The 20,538-nt window shown below is 55.3% G+C and carries 11 protein-coding genes; 8 read left to right on the top strand and 3 right to left on the bottom strand.

Going from position 1 to position 20,538, the window contains the following annotated elements; all coding sequences use genetic code 11:
• Positions 1-30: 30 nt before the first annotated feature.
• Positions 31-540 (bottom strand): VOC family protein, encoded by a 510-nt coding sequence (locus tag SERRSCBI_RS05505; protein WP_015376923.1) that lies wholly within the window; start codon positions 538-540, stop codon positions 31-33.
• Between the two features lie 167 nt (positions 541-707).
• Between SERRSCBI_RS05505 and SERRSCBI_RS05500 the strand changes: the two genes are divergently transcribed.
• Both SERRSCBI_RS05500 and SERRSCBI_RS25025 read left to right on the top strand, forming a co-directional pair.
• Positions 708-1,187, top strand: coding sequence for a cold-shock protein (locus SERRSCBI_RS05500; RefSeq protein ID WP_004940042.1), 480 nt, complete (start codon positions 708-710; stop codon positions 1,185-1,187).
• An 81-nt stretch (positions 1,188-1,268) separates the two neighbouring features.
• On the top strand, positions 1,269-1,430 hold the full coding sequence (locus SERRSCBI_RS25025) for a YnfU family zinc-binding protein (protein ID WP_015376921.1): 162 nt from the start codon (positions 1,269-1,271) through the stop codon (positions 1,428-1,430).
• A gap of 6 nt (positions 1,431-1,436) precedes the next feature.
• On the opposite strand, the gene SERRSCBI_RS05495 is transcribed toward SERRSCBI_RS25025, so the two are convergent.
• Positions 1,437-2,885: a GGDEF domain-containing protein gene (locus SERRSCBI_RS05495; RefSeq protein WP_033644213.1), complete on the bottom strand. Its 1,449-nt coding sequence runs from the start codon at positions 2,883-2,885 to the stop codon at positions 1,437-1,439.
• Positions 2,886-3,487: 602 nt separating this feature from the next.
• A complete protein-coding gene (locus SERRSCBI_RS05490; RefSeq protein WP_033642149.1) occupies positions 3,488-4,039 on the bottom strand; it encodes a flavodoxin family protein in 552 nt (183 codons plus the stop codon).
• A 1,192-nt stretch (positions 4,040-5,231) separates the two neighbouring features.
• Here SERRSCBI_RS05490 and SERRSCBI_RS05485 point away from each other — a divergent pair.
• The 6 genes from SERRSCBI_RS05485 (at position 5,232) to SERRSCBI_RS23755 (ending at position 20,530) form a co-directional block, all read left to right on the top strand.
• A complete protein-coding gene (locus SERRSCBI_RS05485) occupies positions 5,232-6,419 on the top strand; it encodes an MFS transporter (RefSeq protein ID WP_042783835.1) in 1,188 nt (395 codons plus the stop codon).
• Positions 6,420-6,534: 115 nt separating this feature from the next.
• Positions 6,535-7,317 (top strand): thioesterase II family protein, encoded by a 783-nt coding sequence (locus SERRSCBI_RS05480; protein ID WP_071883536.1) that lies wholly within the window; start codon positions 6,535-6,537, stop codon positions 7,315-7,317.
• Positions 7,310-14,899, top strand: coding sequence for a hybrid non-ribosomal peptide synthetase/type I polyketide synthase (locus SERRSCBI_RS05475; RefSeq protein WP_071883535.1), 7,590 nt, complete (start codon positions 7,310-7,312; stop codon positions 14,897-14,899). The genes SERRSCBI_RS05480 and SERRSCBI_RS05475 overlap by 8 nt, the downstream gene beginning before the upstream one ends.
• 13 nt (positions 14,900-14,912) lie before the next feature.
• Positions 14,913-17,231 (top strand): non-ribosomal peptide synthetase, encoded by a 2,319-nt coding sequence (locus SERRSCBI_RS25230; protein WP_084587949.1) that lies wholly within the window; start codon positions 14,913-14,915, stop codon positions 17,229-17,231.
• A complete protein-coding gene (locus SERRSCBI_RS25225; protein WP_369795929.1) occupies positions 17,228-19,933 on the top strand; it encodes an amino acid adenylation domain-containing protein in 2,706 nt (901 codons plus the stop codon). Before SERRSCBI_RS25230 ends, SERRSCBI_RS25225 begins: the two co-directional genes overlap by 4 nt.
• Positions 19,934-19,951: 18 nt before the next feature.
• Positions 19,952-20,530: a DUF6817 domain-containing protein gene (locus SERRSCBI_RS23755; RefSeq protein ID WP_049866656.1), complete on the top strand. Its 579-nt coding sequence runs from the start codon at positions 19,952-19,954 to the stop codon at positions 20,528-20,530.
• The last annotated feature ends 8 nt before the right edge of the window (positions 20,531-20,538 follow it).

Below are 20,538 nucleotides of genomic sequence, written 5' to 3'. Positions count from 1 at the left end.
GGGCGCCGATGCGCCCCGCGCAGGAGCAGGTTAGAGGCCGGCGAAACGCCGCTTCTCGGCGGCGAAATCCAACGGGCGGATCCCCTGCTGGTTTTTGTCCTCTTCGGTCAGCAACGCCGGGGGAATAAACCAGGTCACCTCAAACAGCAGCCCGTCCGGGTCGTGACCATAAATGCTTTTGTGCACGCCGTGATCCTCTTCCAACCCGAGAATGCCGCGTTCGGCCAGCTGATGGCGAATGCGCTCCAGCTCTTCCAGGCTGTCCACTTCCCAGGCCAGATGGTACAGCCCGGCCGGCGGCTCATGCTCCGCCGGCGGCTCGCCGTTGGCGCGAAACACCCCGGCGCGCTGCTGGCCCAGGTTCTTGCTGAACAACGCCAAATCGTGATCGTTGTCCGAGTCGGCGGCCTGGGTAAATACCGCCCGATCGGGGCTGTCGGACGGCTTCAGCTTGAAGCCCAATACCTGATGATAAAAGTCGGCGCTCTGCCGCACGTCGCTGACGTACAGCACGGCGTGATTGAGACGTTTGATGCCCATCGCTATTCCTTTTTGCGCATTGAATAAAGTCAGCATGAACATAGCATGTCGCCGGGAAGCCGCTAAATGCCGTTATCGCATGACTAAATGCCGCCCGCGCAATCTGTCGCTGCAAGGCATTCCGCGCTATCATAAGCGCTGTATTGAACCTTTTTGTGAGAATAGCGATGAACGGCAAGATAACGACTTTTTTTGAAGACAAAGGCTTCGGCTTTATTACCGACGAGAACGGAGAAAATCGTTATTTTCACGTGATTAAAGTGCAAAACCCGGAGCTGATTAAGAAAAACGCGGCGGTGACCTTCGAACCGACCAACAACACCAAAGGCCCGTCGGCTTATGCGGTCAAAGTGTTGGCGCCCAGCAAATACATCATTATCGCCAATGAAAGAATCAAGATCACCAGCATCAAGTCTTTCAATACCTTCACCAAGGAAGTGCCGGTCAAAGCCGACGTGGATAAAGAGAACACCGTGCTGTCAGTCGGCCTGCTGATGAACCGCATTCGCCCGCAGTCCGAAGACCAGGCGCAGGCCATGCAAACGCTGCGCATGCTGACCATCACCACCTTCCAGAACACCACCCATACCTTCTCCGAGCACGAGATCGACATGGATGAGACCATCAAGGCGCTGAAAAGCCTGTAGGCCTCTGCGTACAGAAAATAACCAACGAAATGTGTCGTCGCCTGTGTTAGCGTGAGTTTTCACCTGACACAGGCTATTGATATGTCCGATTCCAGCAGCGTCAAAGGTTTTATCAACCGCTCCACCCAAATCGTCTGCCCTAAATGCGGCTATGTTACCCGGCAAAAATGCGCGGCAATGCTGCAAGACGTGATATTGATTTGCCCTAATTGCGAAACCCGCTTCGAGCCCAGGCAAGGCTGAAAACGGTTAGCGGAACAGGATATGCTCGACGCTGTTGCCGTTCACCACGTTGAACGACTCCACCCGATTACGCCCCTGCGATTTGGCACGATACAGCGCGATATCCGCCATGTTCATCAACTGCTCCAGCGATTTCACCTCGTTCATCGCCAAACTGGCGACGCCGACGCTGATGGTGATTTTCAACGTCTGCTTGCCTTCCGCCTGCAGCTCCGTCTGCTCCACCAACCGGCGCAGATGCTCCCCCAGCGCCACGCCCTGCGCCGCCAACGCGCGCGGCAGCATGATGGCGAACTCTTCCCCGCCCAAGCGGCCGAACAGCTGATCGTGCCGCAGCTCGCGCCGCACGATGTGCGCGAACGACGCCAGCACCTGATCGCCGGCGCTGTGGCCGTGCGTATCGTTGATCTGCTTGAAATGATCGATATCGATCAGCAGTAACGACACCGCTTCTTTGGAACGGTGCTTGTGCTCCAACAGCTCGCCCGCTTTGCGCGTCATCGCGCTGCGCGCCAGCACGCCGGTCAGGAAATCGTGGTTGGCGCTGTGCTCCAGACGCCGCATAAGCTTACGGTTGGCCGCGATGGAACTGGCGAGGATCAGCGGTCCCATCACCAGCATGGCGATACCCAATCGGGCGGACATCAGCGTGTCGAGGAAGGCATTATGGTTGTTCGGCGTTTCATACAGCACCAGGTTGGCGGAGATGCTGCTGATCTCAGACATACCGGTCAACAGCGTCAGCAACGTCACGGGGAACAGCTGGTAGCGCACCGCGCACCACAGCAGCGCCGGGATCGGGAAGGCGATCGCGCCCGGCCCGCCGATATAGACGCTGAACGCCAGCGACAGCAGCAGCGCCAGCAGCGGCAGGCAGCCTTTCAAGCGCCAACGCACCTGCATGCGCAACAGCTGTTTCAACCGCGGCGCCGCCATCAGCACCGGCAACAGCAGCAGGGTCGTCGAAAACTGTTCGCTGAACCAGGCCAGCCAGGCGACCACCACCGTGTTGTTGTACAGGCTATCGTTGCGCAGCACGGACAGCGTCGACGCCACCGCCGCACCGGCCAGGCTGGCGCTGAACATATAGAGTATCGCCTGGGGTTTACCCATGCGCCGTTGAGATTGCGGCAGCATCAGCATGATGCCGTAACCGACGACGATCAGCGACATGTTGCAGGCGTTCAGCCACAGCGCCAAAGACCAGCCCTCGCCGGTGCTGAGATCGGCGGCAACCATGCCCAGATAGGTCGTGAGCCAGCCGAGTGGCGTGGCGTAAGCGGGTTTGCGCAGCAGCAGGCCGAGCAGAATCGCATTCACCGGCCAAAATAAAGAAAGCGAGCCAATCGGCCGGCTAAGAATGCCCACCAGGGAAAGTAAAAAGGCCAGCATGAAAAGATTGATGAGCTGAACCGTAAGCGGCAGGCCATGCCTGGCGTTTATTCTGGCGTTCATCGCCTCGCCCATATTTTGCTAATAACCAGAATAATAATGTGCATACTCTCTCGCCCGGCCAGTGAGGGATAATCAACCCGGATTTCAACCAAAAAAGCCAGACAAATCAACAATAAAAAACATTAACAATTAATTAACAGACTTTTCTTAACCTAATGTGGCGGCGGCGGACTCCCCCGCATACCGTCGGAAAATAATGCTCAGCTCTGCTGACAGCATAGCGCAAAGCGTAATAGGCCGCCGACGACGTTAATTACATCAATAAGATTGTGGTTATTACTCGTTGAATGATATTTGAATAACTACGTGATTATTTTCCTGCAACTGGGCCGCCCGTGCAATAACAACCCAAAAAAAGCCCGCCTAAAGCGGGCTTGCTTGAACAACAGCAAATCGACAGTTACGACACAGCCATTCATTGCATGCCTGTGCTGCCATGCAGTGTAGCGGCGAAAGCTTAAGCAGACCTTAGCAACAAAAAACCCGGCCTAGGAACCGGGAATATTTGTACGAAATGCAGCGTTAGCCCAAGCAGGCTAATAACATTTCGCAGCTTACACGCCAAATGTGCAGAGAAAATGAACGCTGCACGCGGCAAGGCCTTACGCCAGTTTGGCGGCAAAGCCCGCCACGCGCTGGCCATAGAGCTTGGCGGTTGCCAGATCGCCCGACAGCATCTCGTCCACGCCGGCATCCGACGGCGTTTGCACCAACAGCCCCACCGAACCGCCCAGATTGTTGACATCGGTACGCTGCGCCGATTTGGTGTTGGCCGGCAGCAGCCCCAGACTGACCCACAGGCCGCCATGTTGAGAAGCCAGCGTTTGCAGCGCAATCAGCGTAACCTGCTTGTCGCCGTTCAGGCTGGCGCTGTTGGTAAAGCCGCCGAACACTTTGTCCTGCCACTTGCGGCCGAACCAGGCTTTGGAGCTGGCGTCGGCGAATTTCTTGAACTGCCAGGACGGGCCGCCCATATAGGTCGGTGAACCAAAGATGATGGCGTCCGCCTCATCCAGCTTCTGCCACGCTTCATCGCTGATATCGCCTTCCTGATCGATAGCGATCAGTTCGGCCCCAGCGCCTTCCGCCACCACTTTCGCCAAACGCTCGGTATGGCCGTAGCCGGAATGAAATACCACTACTGTCTTCGCCATAGAAATTCTCCACTCATTGCACAGAGGCGCCGACGACGCCCATCTCGCGTTCAATCTAATCAAGCGCGCAACGGCTGAATACTGAATAAAACTGACGGTGTCATTCAAAAAAATCGCGCTACGCGCCGCCGGGTATGCGCAGATAAAAAAAATCCCGCACAAGGCGGGATAAACTTAACAGGGATGGGGTAATACACTACAGGGAATGGATAACACACAACATCATCGGGTAGAGCTACAGTACCAATCCCAATGTATAGAACTGTCATCCCCGCGTAAGTTTGCTCGGCCAGATGTAACGCCGAATGGGGAGATGAAACAACCGATAAACTCATCCACGGCCATATAGCCGAGAGCGACGTCCCCCCATAAACCCGTTTGAATATGAAGATGTCACTACGCCCTCGTCATCCCATGCAAACATTTACTGAATTCGTTGTTCAATCATTCATCCTTGCACAAAAAACAGCATTAAACATCAGCGCAAATAATTAACAAATGCAATAATCACATTAAGTGTTAATCACCCCATTCGCGATCCAGATTCCGTCCTATCAGAGCGTCATTTTTCTTTCGTACTCTGAAACATGGACGACAGGAAGGCCTAGGGAGAGAAACCCCATTATCTTTGTCGATTAAAATCGCCAAATAGCAACAACAAGGCAGTTTTTAAAACCAAAATCCTGTGAAATTAACAATACAAAAAACCAAAATATCAATTTTTTCTATTTTCATAAGCTATAAAAATAGTTCTGTTTTTTATCATTTTTATTCTGTGACCTCCCACTCATTATTAAAAAATCAAGGAATACTCAACGACTGCCTGATTGCAGCCTTATCAAGGCCTGCAGCGACACTCGGCTTACAGGAGCAGGAAAATCATTAAAATAAATTAACCTTACTGATTGACTTGGATATAGCTTATAGATAAATAATATTTGCGTATGTTTACCTTTGATCAACAAAAAAGGACTTAACTTTACATAACATCACAATCCCTACCAGCAGCATCGTGATGATAAAAGTCTTTTAAAAACAAACAAAAAAACCAATCACCTTGCCAACCACAGGCACAAATGGTTAGCAAGATAATTAAATGGATGCGAATAATTTGTTTTTTTTGTCGGTGAATGCCCATTGCGGTATGTCGAGGGTATTTAGCTGTCTCTTACACTCAATACAGGAAGAAGCAATGAACGGAAGACAAATGTCCTCTGATAACGCCAGCGAGCAAACGCACGTCAATCACGCCCTATTGCAATTCATTCTCATTCTATTGTCAGGTTTGGGACCAACCTCATTCCAAATTTTCCTGCCTTCAGTGCCTAGCCTGGTTAAATACTTTGAAACAACACCTGCGACCGCCAACCTGACAGTCTCTCTATCGATGATCAGTTTTGCCCTTGCTTGTCTGGTATATGGAAGATTGGCTGATCGACTGGGACGCAGAACCATATTACTGTTAGGCATGGCGATCCTGATTATTGGTAGTTTCATTTGTTTATCGGCGCAGTCCATTGAAGCCGTAATTTTGGGCCGTATTATTCAACCGGCGGGCGGGGCGGCCGGCGTTATTGCGGCGCGAATTATCGTCATGGATATCTATCACAGCGAAAAGGCGGCAAATGTCATGTCGAAACTGGTCGCTTCTATGATGATATCGCCGCTACTGGGCGTGCCATTGGGTGGTTTATTAACGGATAACTTTGGTTGGCGTTCAAATTTCATTCTGATCGGCGCTATTGCAGCCATCGTGTTTGTTATCATCTTGTTCAGTCTCCCCGAAACCCGCAAAGCGCAAACTGGCGTAGAAGCAGGCAAAAGCAATCTGTTCCATGACTATGGGCAGTTGGCGAAAAACGCCACCTTTCTCGGCAACGCCTTTCAATTTGGTTTCGCTCAGTCGGCCTTTATGGCCTTTATGGCCGCCGCCCCCATCGTGCTGACGCAGACCTTCCAACTTTCCGCCTCTGGCGCCAGTTTGTTGCTATTGATGGTGTCTGGCAGCGCCATTATCGGTAACTTGTCGGCCAGCCGTTTACCGCAAAGTCTGTCGCTACGGCGCCGTTTGCTGTTGGGCAGCATCATCGGCTTTATTTTCAGCTTGCTCGCTCTGACGCTAAGCCTGATAAACATCTGGTCGATTCCCGCACTGGTCATCCCAACGATGGTATTCAGTATTTTCTACGGTATCACCAGCCCGGCAGCGCAGGCCGGCGCCATTGGTGCGATCAAGCCTCTGGCGGGCACCGCGGCAGGATTGAGCATGTTCATCAGCATGCTTCTCGCGAGCGTTGCCACGCAGTTTATTGCCGAGTTCAATAGCGGAACCCCCTGGTTATTACTTTTAGCCTGGCCTTATTGGCGTTGCTCTCGTTAATTTCCGCAATTGTCACGCTAAAAAAATCTGAATAAAAATCGGAAAATAGCATCACGGCGGGAATAAAGCCCGCCAGCTACATACCCTTTTTACATAAAATAATTAAGGACCTAGCATGGGTAATCATTTTATCCGTGAGCTGTCTGCATCACGCCCGTCGGCCATAAATTTAATTTGCTTTGCTCATGCCGGTGGTGGCACCAGCCGATATCGTACCTGGCATGCCGAATTACAGGAATATGCCAATATTCTTATTCCTGTTATTCCCGGCAGAGAAGAACGTTTTATTGAACCTGCCTTTTCCACGCTGGAACAAGTGGCCGATGACGTATTCGCTCGTATAAAACCCTATCTTGATACGCCGCTGGTGTTGGCAGGCATCAGCTACGGCGGCCTGCTGGCCTATGAGATGGCAACGCGGCTGGAACAGCATGGTGCCTGCGTTCACGCGCTATTGATCGCCAGCCAGAGGTCTCCCCACTATCACAAAACACGACAAAACTGGCATCAGATGTCGGCGGAAAAGCTGATCGATTGCCTGGTCAAACTAGGTGGCATCAACGCACAGGATGCCGCGACACCGGAATTCTATGAGCTTTTTCTGTCAACCATCCGCGCAGATTTGGAGGCGAGTGACGGCTATGCACCAACAGGTAAAGCCCCGTTGACATGCCCAATACACGTTTGCCACGGCTTGCACGACCAGGTGATCGATCGCCAGGCGACTCGCGGCTGGATAGACGTTACCGCCAATACCGTCGAATGGCGCGAATTTAATGCAGGCCATTTCTTATTTGACGAACAAAAAGATATTTGGCTGCAAGACGTGAAAAAAGTGCTCGCCACATTATCGCTGCACATGCCGCCGACATCCCTGGGGAATCATACTCATGTCTGAATTAGAAAAAACTCTCGATAATGAATTTACCGGCATCGAACTGGCCGTCATAGGAATGGCCGGGCGTTTTCCCGGAGCAGGAGACATTGACGCTTACTGGAATAATCTCTGTCAGGAGATCGATTCCGTTACCTGGCATGCTGATTTTGCGCCGCAAGCCTCCACGGACGGTTCCTGGCACGTCCCTGCAGGCTACCTGCTAACCGATGTCGATCAATTCGATGCAAAATTTTTCGCTATGTCGCCAAAAGAAGCGGCGATCACCGACCCGCAGCAACGCCTGCTACTTGAGTGCGCGTGGGAAGCGTTGGAAAACGCCGGCTATGCCGCCACATGCCACCAACAAAACGTCGGCGTCTATGTCAGCAGCGGTCCCAGCGGGTATTGGTTGCATAATCTCGCGAACAATAGGCAGCTTTGCGCCACCACCAGCAAAATGCAATTGCTGATTGGCAATGACAAGGATTACGCAGCCAACCGCATCTCCTACAAACTGGATTTGAAAGGCCCAAGCATCGTCGTTCAATCGGCCTGTTCCAGTTCGTTGTTGGCCGTACACACTGCAAGCCAGTCCCTGCTGGCAGGAGAGTGTGATATCGCCCTGGCCGGTGGTATCTCGCTGGAATACCCGGCTGAAGAAGGCTATCGGTATGAACCGGGCAGCATTCTTTCACAGGACGGGCATTGCAAACCGTTCAGCGAACATGCCAGCGGCACAGTGCGCGGGAATGGCGGCGGGATCGTGGTGTTAAAACGTCTGGATGATGCGATCAACGATCGGGATCATATTTATGCCATCGTCCGCGGCTCTGCGACCAACAATGACGGCGCACAAAAAGTGGGATATGCCGCACCCAGCGTCGAAGGCCAAACCCGCGTTATCCAAATGGCGCACGCCGTTGCCAACGTGACGCCCGACACTATCGGATACGTTGAAACTCATGGCACGGCCACCAGCTTGGGCGATCCGATAGAAATCGCCGCGCTGGCGGCCGCTTTTGGCGACGATTGTCCAGCCGCAAGCTGTAAGATAGGTTCGGTCAAATCCAACATAGGCCATCTTGACGCCGGTGCCGGTATTGCCGGATTTATCAAGACCGCGCTAAGCCTTTATCACGGTTATATTCCCGCTACGCTGCATTACCGGACGCCAAACCCCGCCATCCATTTCGCCGGTACCCCGTTTACCGTGACGAGTAAAGGAACGCCCTGGGAAGAAGGCTCGCCACGCAGGGCGGGAGTCAGCGCCTTCGGCATCGGCGGCTCTAATGTCCATGTCGTCATGGAGCAACCCCCGGTTTCCACCGTCTCCCCTGCCGCAGAACCCGCCACCTGCGCATTACGCTTCTCGGCCAAAAGCCAGGTCGCCTTGCGCGCGACAATGCAGCAACTAGCCCATTATTTGCGCAACCATACCGAGGTATCTCTCGCCGATGTCGCCCATTCGTTGGCGACAGGTCGGAAAGCGTTTCCCGTGCGCGCCGCCATAACGGCCGACAGTGTGGAAGAGGCCATCGCGCAGCTGGAAACCGAGCGAGCTAAAACCACGTGCTTCGGAGAAGCCTGCGACGCGCCGATGAAAACAGCGTTTATGTTTCCTGGCCAGGGAACACAATATCAGGGTATGGGAGCCAACCTGTATCACACCGGCGGCATCTTCACCCAAGAGTTCGATCGGCTGGCGCAGCTGTTCCAACCGTTTATCGACCACGACTTACGCTCGCTGTTGTTCAACAAGGAGCAGGACACTGGCGAATTGCTGGCGCAAACCTGGCTTTCGCAACCGGCGATTTTCGCCGTCGAATATGCGCTGGCGAAACATTGGCTGGCTTCCGGCCTGACCCCCGAAGGCATGATAGGACACAGCATCGGCGAATATGTCGCAGCCTGCCTCGCCGGCGTTTTTACGCTTGAAGATGCCGTCAAGGTCGTTTCGGCACGCGGTCGCTTGATGCAAAGCATGGATCACGGCGAGATGTTGGCCGTCATGTCTGATGAGGCAAGCCTGCACTCTCGGCTACCCTCCGCCCTCTCCATCGCGGCCGTCAATCGGCCGGCATTGACCGTCATCTCTGGCCCCGCCCATGATATGGACGCGTTTCGCCGGTCATTGGAGCGCGATGGCATCAGCTGCCGAGCCCTTGAAACCTCCCATGCTTTCCATTCGGCCATGATGGAACCTTGCTTACAGGCTTTTGGTGAGGTGCTGGCTCAGGTCACCCTGACACCGCCGCGTCAGCGCTTTATCTCCAATCTCAGCGGAACATGGATCACTGATGAAGAGGCGACGACCCCTGATTATTGGGTGCGTCATCTACGTGGTACCGTGCGTTTTGCCGATGGGTTGGCAACGCTTATCGATCAACACGCCTTCCTGTTGTTCGAGTGCGGGCCAGGCACCTCATTGAGCCAGGCTGCACGCGCTATTGGCGCCGGCCGCAAAGATGTCAACGCCATCCCGTTGCTCTCGCCCGAGCACACGGGATTGAGTGGCCCGGCGTCACTTCTGCGCATCCAGGAGCAGCGCTGGTGTTACGGCCAGGCGATACCCCACTCACCGCAGGGCAACAAAATTCCGCTGCCGACTTACCGCTTTGATCGCGCCCGTCACTGGGTCGATCCTGAACCGCAAACCGCTGACGTGGTGCCGGCCATCAGCGCCGTCGACAACAAAAATGCGCCTGAACAGGCGAAGCCGGCGAACACGCTGGCGGAAAAACTGACGTTGCTGTGGAGCGAAGCGCTGGGAGTCGAGCAAATTGAGCCGAAAGAAAATTTCTTCGATCTCGGTGGCGACTCCATTCTCAGCATCCAGATTGCTAACCGCGCGCGTACGCTGGGGTTGCATTTTGGCCCTGGTGACATCCTCGAGTTTCCGACGGTGGAAAGCTTGCTCGCCGCTTTGGAGAACCGTGCAGGGCAACGCGACGCAGCGGCACAACCCGAAGAAGATCTGGCCAGCATTTATGCAAGCGCCTTGGAAATCCGTCCGGACGAGGCATTCTTGCCGTTCCCGCTTACCGATATTCAGCACGCATATTGGGTTGGACGTAACGCGGGCAATAACTCGGGCAATGTTGCAGCGCATGCCTATGAAGAGTTTGAATGCGCCGATCTGGATCTTGCGCGTCTAGAACAGGCACTCAATGCCTTGATCGCTCAACACGATATGCTGAGAGCCGTCATGACGCACGACGGCATGCAGCGCGTTCTCCCCCACGTCCCCCGATATATCATTGACACTAACGATTTTAGTCAGTTGAAACCTAAGGACGCCGTGGCGCAGTTAACGGCGCTCAGGGAGCGGAAATCTCATCAGCTGATGCCCTGTGATCAATGGCCGCTGTTTGATATTTCCGCCTCGCGATTGCCCGATGGCACCGTACGGCTGCACGTCAGCTTCGATCTGCTGATTATGGACGCCTGGAGCATTACGTTATTCTGGCGCGAGCTGGAGGAACGTTATTACCACGCCGATTACCAGCCTGAACCGGTGGCCATCACGTTCAGAGATTACGTGCTGGCCGAACAGCGCCTGGAACACAGCGCCGCCTATCAGCGCGCTCGCGACTATTGGCTTAAACGCGCCGACGCCTTCCCTTCTGCCCCGTCCCTGCCGCAGCGAATCGCTCCGCAAAGCCTGGAGCATCGCCGCTTCCTTCGCCGGGAAACGACGATACCCCACGCCGTCTGGCGCAAGCTGAAAGACGCCGCCGCACACCAGGGCCTCACGCCGTCCACCGTCTTGCTCACCGCCTATACGGAGATATTGGCGAACTGGAGCGAAACACCCCATTTTTGCCTGAACCTGCCGGCTTTCAATCGTCTGGAGGTGCATCCACAAATCGATCAGGTGATGGGGGATTTCACCTCGGTTCTGCTGTTCGAAGCCGACCTGCGGCAGGAGGAGACCTTTACTCAACGCGCTAAAAAAACGCAAAAACGCCTTTGGGACGATCTTTCTGCCTTGCAGTACAGCGGCGTAAAAATGCTGCGAGACATTGCGGAAAAAAGCGCCGAACGGCCAACCATGCCCTATGTCTTTACCAGCCTGATCTTCCCGTCCGCCGATGATAAACCGATTGTGAGCCGGCTCGGTAAATTGGTGGAAGGGATATCGCAAACGCCACACGTATGGCTCGACTGCCAGGTTTACGAAGAAAAAGGCAATCTCCTCATCAACTGGGATGCGGTCGACGGCCTTTTCGATCCTGACATGCTTGACGCGATGTTTATGGACTATCGCGCATTGCTTATGCGTTTGCCCAAAGAAGAAGCCATCTGGCATGAAAATCATTGGCGCGACGCTCTGGCTCAACGCGTCAACAGCGGCGCCATCGCCGAAGCCAATCGTACGGCCGTCGCCTTTGAAGAAAGTTGCTTGCATCAGGGGTTCTTGGCGTATGCAAACAAGAAGCCGTCAGCTCCCGCTATCCTGGGGGAAACCGTCCTCACCTATTCGGATTTGGCGAATATCTCCGCCAATGTGGCGCTGTCGCTGACCAAGCAGGCGCTCCAGCCCGGTGCACGCGTAGCCGTAGTCGCAGAAAAAGGCTGGCAGCAAGTCGCCGCTGTGTTGGGTATTTTGCGCGCCGGTTGCGTCTATGTTCCACTCGACCCGACGCTACCGAAGGGGCGCATGCAGGCACTTTTGAGCGAGGCCGAAATTCGAGTCGCACTGACGACGCCCGCCAGCGACGGGCGCGTTGAGTGGCCGGCAACCATCGCGCATCTGCCCATCACTGAAGCGATGAACGCATTCACGGACGAATGGCGCGATGCCGAGATCGACGCGGCGTCGCCGGCTTACATTATCTTTACTTCAGGCACGACCGGTAAGCCCAAAGGGGTCATTGTCACCCATGCCGCCGCCGCTAACACCGTTACCGATATCAATTCGCGTTTCGCTATCGGCGAGAACGACCGCGTGTTGGCGCTTTCCTCACTCTCTTTCGATCTGTCGGTTTACGACATTTTCGGGCCACTGGCGCGCGGCGCGGCCATCGTGATGCCGAAAGATGAGCTTGCCAAAGATCCTGCGCACTGGGAAACCTGCGTGCAGAAATACCGGGTCACCGTCTGGAACTCGGTGCCGGCCTTGGTTGAACTCTTGGTCAATCATCTGTCCGCTAATCAAAACGCAACGCTGACGAGCATCAGGCTGGTCATGATGAGCGGCGATTGGATCAACGTTGCTTTACCGGAGAAAATCCACCGCGCAATGCCAAACGCCCTGAGCGTCAGTCTTGGCGGCGCCACCGAAGCCGCCATTTGGTCCATTTTCCACCTCATCCAGGATATCGATCCGACGATGACCAGCATTCCTTATGGCAAGGCTTTGGCAAACCAACGCTTCTATGTTTTGGACACCCATCTTCGCCACCGGCCCGAAGGCGTTGCGGGCGAACTTTATATCGCCGGCAAAGGGCTGGCCGCCGGCTACCTGAACAATCCCGCAGAAACCGCAGCACGCTTTATCACCCACCCGCAAAGCGGCGAGCGATTATACAAAACCGGCGATCTGGGACGCTGGTTGCCTGACGGCACCATCGAGTTTTTGGGGCGCAGAGACAATCAACTGAAGATCAATGGATTCCGTATTGAAACCGGTGAAATAGAGCGCGCCGCCGGTAAACACCCGGGAGTCGATCGCTGTGTGGTTCGCCTTCACCGCCAGGACGGCTCAGCACTGCTGCTCGCCTATCTTTGCCCGAGGCAAGACGCCACGCTCGATGAAATGCAGCTCCATCGCCATTTTGCCGAACAGCTGCCGGACTACATGGTGCCAAGCGTCATTATGATCCTACCGACGTTGCCGCTGTCAGCCAATGGCAAAGTCGATATTTCACAGCTGCCGACGCCGCAACTGTCACGCCATAGCGGTGAATTTATCGCTCCGGCGGACGATATCGAGCATCGTCTCTGCCGGCTTGGCCAGAAGATTTTGGGTGGCGAGGCGCTGAGCGTTACCCAGGATCTGTTTAAATCCGGGATTGACTCACGCCGTCTCACCGATTTGGTGACCCAAATTCGTCGAGAATTTACCCCGGCATTCCCGCTTCGCGCCGCCTTTGAAACGCCCAACATACGGGGTATTGCTGAGGCGGTCAGGAATGCGCTGGATGCTGAGCGCACCGAGGACGAACTGCCGCCTATCGTCAAGGTACCGGCCATGTCCCGCTGGCCGCTTTCTTCCGCCCAACAGCGGCTGTGGTTCCATGATCAGCTTCATCCGGGAAACTGCACCTACAACCTGGTGGAACCTTTCGAACTGAACGGCTTGCTCAATGTGGATGCCTTGTCCCAGGCTCTGCGGATCTTTGTCGCCAGACATTCGGTGCTGACATGCCGCATTCTCGACGATCGGGCTGACGCTTATATGTCCCCGTCGCTGGAGACCTCATTTCAGCTGCAGTTGGAAGAGGCGTTCGACATCCCCTCTCACGAGAGAGAGGGCTACATGCAGCGCGCACTTGCTGCCGCGGCGACGCGCCCGTTCGATACCCGTTGCGGCGATATGTTCAGAGCCAGCCTCATCGCATTCTCCGCGCAGTGTCACCTCCTGATCATCGCCGTGCATCACATCGTATGGGATGGCTGGTCCACTGCCATTATGGCGGGTGAGATCAGCGAGATATATAACGCTCTCGTCGCAGGGAGGACGCCAGCCGAATCGTCAGACAGGCTTAATTTCCTTGACGTCGCGCAATGGGAGCAAACGCAACGCGCATCCCGGACCTTTAACACTCAATTGGATTACTGGGTCAATCAGCTCGGCGATAACCTGCCGGTGCTGGCTTTGCCGACGACGCCTGTCGATACCGACCGTCTGACCGCTACCGGCGCGCGTCATCCTTTCCATTTAAGCGCGCCGCTCACTGCACGCTTCGATGCACTCTGCGCCAAACTGGGTATCACGCCTTTCATGGGGTATATGACCGCCTGGCAGTTGCTGCTGCATTGGTGGTGTCAACAAGACGACATCGTCGTGGGAACGGCGGCAGGCCATCGTTCTCGTCCCGAACTCGCCGGCGTCATCGGATTTATGGTGAACAGCCTCGCCATCCGCACTCGCTTCCAACGCCATGACGCCTTTGCAGATCTGTGCCTGCGCGTCAAACAAACCTGTCTGGATGCCTACCGGCATCAGGATCTGCCGTTCGATCAAATCGTCAACGCGCTGCGACCGAAGCGAAAAATGTCGCAGTCGGCGCCGATTTACCGCTCGTGGTTCGTCTTGCATGACGTAGCGACCCCGCCATGGACGTTATCAGGCATTAAGGCCACCTTGCTCGATGCGGAATTTCTGCTGGACGTGCACGACATAAAACTGTCGCTGGTTACCAGACAGGGCGCAATGGAAGGCGGGCTGGATTACCGCACCGCCTTGTTTACACCCGACGTAATCGCAAATGTTGCCGTCGCCTTTACGCAGTTAATCGAGAAGGTTTCTGAGGACATGACGCTCACCTTGCCGGAAATAAAAGGCTATCTCGATGCACAACACCCCAAAGTCGATGAAACATCAGCCTGTTCAGACGAATTGCCCTCTTGGGACTTTTCGGTTAATCGCCGCAAATAAATAAGGGTTAACAATGCAAAGCATGAAAGGTATTGGACCGGAAAACCAGACGCAATCCCATACGCTGCACGCAACCGTCTTTAATCAGGCGATGGCAACGCCACTACGCCCGGCCGTGATCGACGAAAGCGGCATCATGGACTATCAATGCTTACGGCATGCCGCGTTGAGCATCGCACAGCAATTGTCCGCGCTTAATCTGGCGAAAGAGACGGCCGTCGGCGTCTATCTTCCGCGCGATCGCCATATCCCCGCCAGCTTGTTGGGCATCATGGCGGCGGATTGCGCTTATCTGCCGCTCGACCCCAAGCATCCCCAGGCGCGCACCGAACTGTTGCTGGAGATCGCCCAGGCCAAATACGTCATTACAACAACGGCGCTAGCGAGCAGGCTGCCCGACACCATTACGCCCGTTTTCATCGACGAAAACGGGCGCCCCAACGAAGCGATACTGCAGCGCAACACCTGTGCCACTCAACTGGCTTACTTTATCTTTACTTCCGGTTCCACCGGCGTTCCCAAAGGGGTGATGATCGAACACGGCAACGCCCTGTCGCTTATCGATTGGGCCCACCAAACCTATACTGACGAACAGCTGTCGCAGGTCGCTTGTGGCACGTCGATCACCTTCGATCTCTCCGTCTTTGAAATCTTTGCTCCGCTTACTCAGGGCGGATGCGTGCATATGCTGGCAGATCCCCTGGCGTTATTACAGTGGCACAAGCGTGACGATATTACGCTGTTCAATACCGTACCTTCGGTCATCAACGAGATGGTTAAAATCGGCGAGTTGCCATCCCATTTGCCGATTATCAACTTAGCCGGGGAACCGCTGCCGATGCACCTGGTGCATACGCTCAGGCGACAATGCCCGACGGCAAAAATCTTTAATCTCTATGGTCCCTCGGAAGATACGACCTACTCCACCGGCGGTGAAGTCTTGGCCTCAGACCCGCATCCCACCATCGGCACACCACTGACGGGCCGACGCTGTTATCTGCTTGACGCAGAAGGCAACGCCGTAGCGCCGGGAGAAACGGGGGAAATCTACGTGGCTGGCCCGGGCGTCGCTCGCGGTTACTACCATCGTCCAGAACTCAACGACGCCTTCCTGCCCGACCCCGCCGGCCCCAAAGGGGCGCGCATGTACCGCACCGGCGATTATGGCAAGCAGCTTGAAGATGGACGCCTGCTCTACCTCGGGCGTCGCGACGACCAGGTCAAGATCCGCGGCCATCGTATCGAAATCGGTGAGATTGACGCCGTGCTCCGTCGGCATCCCGGTGTGCGAGAAGTGGCGGTGGTGGTGGTCGAATCAGCGAACAAGGGCAAATCTTTACGCTGCGCGCTGGAGCTGCACTCTCCGGCGGATCGTCATGCCATTATCGCCTGGGCGGCAACCCAACTGCCGGTCTACATGCTGCCGGCGGAGTGGATGGCCTTCGATGAACTTCCCCGTTTGCCTAACGGAAAAATTGACAGAGGTGCCTTAAGACACTGCCGAACGCAACATGAAAATCGTGCGGGCCAAGCGCCTGAAGGCGCCACAGAGCTATCGTTGGCTGGACTTTGGCGCCAGTTGCTGGACTGTGCTGACGTCTATCGCACCGATACGTTCTTCGGTCTCGGCGGGCATTCTTTACTGCTCGCCCGACTGGCTCATGAGATCAAAAAGCAGTTTTCTGCTGACCTTGCGATAGAACGGCTCCTGGCTGCCGATACGCTCTCGCGTCAGGCACGACTTATTGAACAATGGACGAAAAACGCCGATGCGCCGCCGTGCGTCAGCCATACGCGACAAACCACTCTCGAAGCACCCTGTTCGCCCTCGCAATCGAGAATGTGGATGCTGGAAAAACTGTTGCCCGGCTCGCCTCGTTACAACATTCCCGCCGCTTTTCAAATCGTGGGGCCACTGGATCTAAGCCGTCTTTCCAACGCAGCGGAACAAGTCGTGATGCAACATACCATCTTGCGTACGCGCTATGCCGAAGGCGCGCAGGGTCTGCAGCAATGCGTCGCCCAAACCTACCCGCCGGTGGTTCATCATGAAAACCTGTGTGAATGGGATGAAAAAGCAGCCTGGGAACAGGCCTGGAACCGCGCGAACGCCTTCGCTCGCACGGCGTTCGATCTGACCGAAGAAATCCCGTTCAAGGTGCTGGCCCTCAAGATCAAGCAAGACCTGCATCTGGTGGTGCTGCTGACGCACCACATCGCCGTTGACGGCTCCATGGACATCTTGCTGGCCGAACTCTCCGCGGCCTATGAGAATACGGCTTCGGATGCCTCTCCTGCCCCCTCAGTTACCAGGACTATTGCCACTGGCTGACGCAGTGTGAAAGCCGGCAAACCGAGGCTCTGGCTTATTGGCAACGACAGCTGGCCGAGCCACCGGCCGCCCCGCAACTTCCCTGCGATCGGCCGCTGCCGCGCCAGGAGCGGGGGCAAGGTCGCCAGTTAAGCGTCCCCATTCCAGAAGATAAATTCATCGCGCTTTCTCAGCTTTGCCGCCGACACGAAGTCTCTGTGTTCCACGGGTTGCTGGCGCTGATCTGGGCTTATTTGGGACGCCTGGCGGATACCGACGATGTCCTGTTGACCGCACCGCTGCAAACGCGAAACAACCACGATTTTGCCGCAACCATCGGTAATTTCGTCAATACGGTTATTTTGCGCGGCGATATGCGGCACCAGCCGCGCGTCGGTGAATTATTGCGTCAGGCCAGGCAACGTACCCAGGAAGCCATGCAGTTCGGCCAGGTTCCTTATGAAACGGTGCTCGATAACGTCAAAGGGCTACGCACCGCCAATGGCACGCCGGCGCTCAACGTCATGCTATCGCTGCAGCAAGAACAGCCGCTGTGGACGATGAGGGATACCGGCTCCAGCCACCTGCCCATCGACTTGTTGACCAGCCGTTTCAGCCTGGGCTTCTTTTTCCGTCTCAGCAACGGCGGCCTTGAGCTGAATCTCGAATACGACACGGAACGCTTTACCGATGCTGCGGTTCAGCGCCTGATCGGCCATTGGTTCACACTGATGAGTGCAGCGCTCGCAAACGATGAAACCGTCGTCAATGCCCTGCCTTTGCTCTCTGACGATGAGCGCCACAACATGCTCGACGGCTGGAACGCCACGCAATGCGATTATGCCGGCGATCGGCTGGTGCATCAGCTGTTCGAAGCACAAGCCAGTCAGGCACCTCACCACATCGCGCTATGCAATGCGCAGAACGCGATGAGTTACGCTGAATTGGATACGCGTGCCAATCGTTTGGCCCATTATTTGCTGGCCCAGGGATTCGACGCCGGCGCACGCATCGCTATCCTGTGCGATCGCAGCCCGGCGATGGTCATCGCCATGTTGGCTATTCTGAAAGCGGGCTGTGTTTATGTGCCCTTCGATCCCGCCAGCCCTCCAGCTCGTTTTCAAGCGATGATCCGTATCGCCGGCATCACCGGTATCGCAACTGACGCGCTGTTTGCCGATACCGCCGCCGCCTTGATCGCACAAGCGCCCACCTCGTTGGCGCACGTGCACGTCGCGATAAGCGAGGACCTCTCCTGGCCTTCGACTCCCGTGGAGAGCCGCATCACATCGGACGCACTGGCTTACATCATCTTTACATCAGGAACGACCGGCGATCCCAAGGCGGTCGCCGTCAGGCATAAACCGGTAATCAATCTGATCGAGTGGGTAAACAAGACCTTCACCGTGAACGCCAGCGACAAGTCGCTGTTCGTCACGTCACTGGCCTTCGACCTGTCCGTCTACGATCTGCTGGGAATGCTTGCGGCAGGCGGAACGATTCGCCTCGCCGGCCGAGACGAAACCAAGGATCCGAGTACACTGGCCAACATCGTCTGTGCAGAGGGCATCACCTTCTGGAACTCAGCGCCCATCGCGCTCGATCAATGCGAACCCTATTTCCCGCCGTACCCGATTCCATCATTACGCCTGGCCTTCTTGTCCGGCGACTGGATCCCCGTATCGCTGCCGGACAAGCTGCGTAAGACGTTCCCCAACCTGCAGCTGGTTGGCTTGGGCGGCGCCACTGAAGCCGTCATTTGGTCCAACTTCTTTATCATCGAGCGGGTAGCGCCGGAGCAAAGCAGCATCCCTTACGGCAAACCGATTCAAAATGCTCGCTACTACATACTGGATAAGCAACTGCAGCCCGTTCCCATCGCGGTCGAGGGCGATCTGTTTATCGGCGGCGAGGTATTGGCCGAAGGTTACTTCGGCGATCAAGAGAAAACGGCGCGCAGTTATCTGCCCGATCCATATGGCCTGACGCCAACCGCCAGAATGTATCGAACCGGCGATAGAGCCCGATTCTTTCCGGATGGCACCATCGAATTCCTGGGACGGCAAGATACGCAGATAAAAATCAATGGATACCGCATTGAAACGGGCGAAATCGAAGCTGCGCTACTCACGCAACCCGGAATAAACGGCGCTTGTGTCGTGGTTAAAGGTGAACGTCATCGCCTCTGGCTGTGCGCCTATATCGTCAGCGAGGAACACAATCAGGAGGCGATTGCACGGCTGCGCGCCAATCTGCGCACCAAATTACCCGAATACATGATCCCCGCCGTATTCACCTGTCTGTCAGCATTTCCTTTAACCGCCAACGGCAAACTGGATAAGCAGCGGCTTCCGGAGCCAATAACGATGAACGGCGGCGGCGATCGGCACGCCCCCCCGACAGGGCACTATGAGACGACGATCGCCGATATCTGGAAGCACGAACTTAACTGCGAGGCCCTGAACGCTACGGATAACTTTTTTGATCTCGGCGGCAACTCCGCCAGCTTGATAAGGACACACAGAACGCTGGAGAACGCGTTGAACCGCACGATCCCCATCGTCACGCTCTTTCAGTACACCACTTTGCGCAGCCTCGCCGAATGGCTGGCCGGCAACATAGAGAACGATGCAGCGGGCGCATCTCAGGCAACCGAACAGCGGCTCTCTGGCCGACAACGCCTAATGCAACAAAGAAAACAACGAATCACCGCCAACGACTGATCTTATTGACAGGAAAAAATGATGGATGCAGATGCCAAGCTTATCGCGCAATACCAGCCGCAGCTGGTGAAGTTGGGCGCACATAAAGTGGCTCATTTAGATGAGCCACTAATGAATCATTTAATACGAACACACCATCTTCTCAGGGAAATGGAATGTGACGAGACGATATGCTTATCCGGATTATTTCACGGCGCATATGGCACACAGGGATTACATACCGATGAGATTGGTGACATTCCGTCATCTCAAAGGGAAATTGTCAGAGCCAGTATCGGTGAAAACGCCGAGCAGCTGGTTTATCACTTCTCCGTCATGAGTTACGAATCATTGAGTAAAAGTTTCCGTAATATCCTCAAACCGGAAGGGCAACCTTGTTTGAAGGATCGCAGGAACGGCCAAACGCTCAACGTTTCAGTAAGTCATTTCCAAGCATTGTTAGCTTTAAAGCTGGCGGACGTATTGGCGCACACCCCTACGCAGAAATATCACACCTGTCTAAATCTGCCGGCGGAATACGGCATGTTTTGGGAGTTAGTCGCGGAATATCTGGGTGAAAAACACTTGTCCATTTGGAACAAAACCATTAACGGGTAATAAAAAAC

This window comes from Serratia sp. SCBI (genome assembly GCF_000747565.1).
GTDB classification, from domain to species: Bacteria; Pseudomonadota; Gammaproteobacteria; order Enterobacterales; family Enterobacteriaceae; genus Serratia; species Serratia ureilytica.
Note: the sequence above shows the minus strand (reverse complement) of the source record. Positions and strands in the feature narration are given on the sequence as shown.

Excerpts from the sequence above, each read along its gene's own strand:
- SERRSCBI_RS05505 (WP_015376923.1), bottom strand. The coding sequence starts at position 540 with ATGGGCATCAAACGTCTCAATCACGCCGTGCTGTACGTCAGCGACGTG.
- SERRSCBI_RS05495 (WP_033644213.1), bottom strand. The coding sequence starts at position 2,885 with ATGAACGCCAGAATAAACGCCAGGCATGGCCTGCCGCTTACGGTTCAG.
- SERRSCBI_RS05475 (WP_071883535.1), top strand. The coding sequence starts at position 7,310 with ATGTCTGAATTAGAAAAAACTCTCGATAATGAATTTACCGGCATCGAA.
- SERRSCBI_RS05480 (WP_071883536.1), top strand. The coding sequence starts at position 6,535 with ATGGGTAATCATTTTATCCGTGAGCTGTCTGCATCACGCCCGTCGGCC.
- SERRSCBI_RS25025 (WP_015376921.1), top strand. The coding sequence starts at position 1,269 with ATGTCCGATTCCAGCAGCGTCAAAGGTTTTATCAACCGCTCCACCCAA.
- SERRSCBI_RS05485 (WP_042783835.1), top strand. The coding sequence starts at position 5,232 with ATGAACGGAAGACAAATGTCCTCTGATAACGCCAGCGAGCAAACGCAC.
- SERRSCBI_RS05500 (WP_004940042.1), top strand. The coding sequence starts at position 708 with ATGAACGGCAAGATAACGACTTTTTTTGAAGACAAAGGCTTCGGCTTT.
- SERRSCBI_RS25230 (WP_084587949.1), top strand. The coding sequence starts at position 14,913 with ATGCAAAGCATGAAAGGTATTGGACCGGAAAACCAGACGCAATCCCAT.
- SERRSCBI_RS05490 (WP_033642149.1), bottom strand. The coding sequence starts at position 4,039 with ATGGCGAAGACAGTAGTGGTATTTCATTCCGGCTACGGCCATACCGAG.
- SERRSCBI_RS23755 (WP_049866656.1), top strand. The coding sequence starts at position 19,952 with ATGATGGATGCAGATGCCAAGCTTATCGCGCAATACCAGCCGCAGCTG.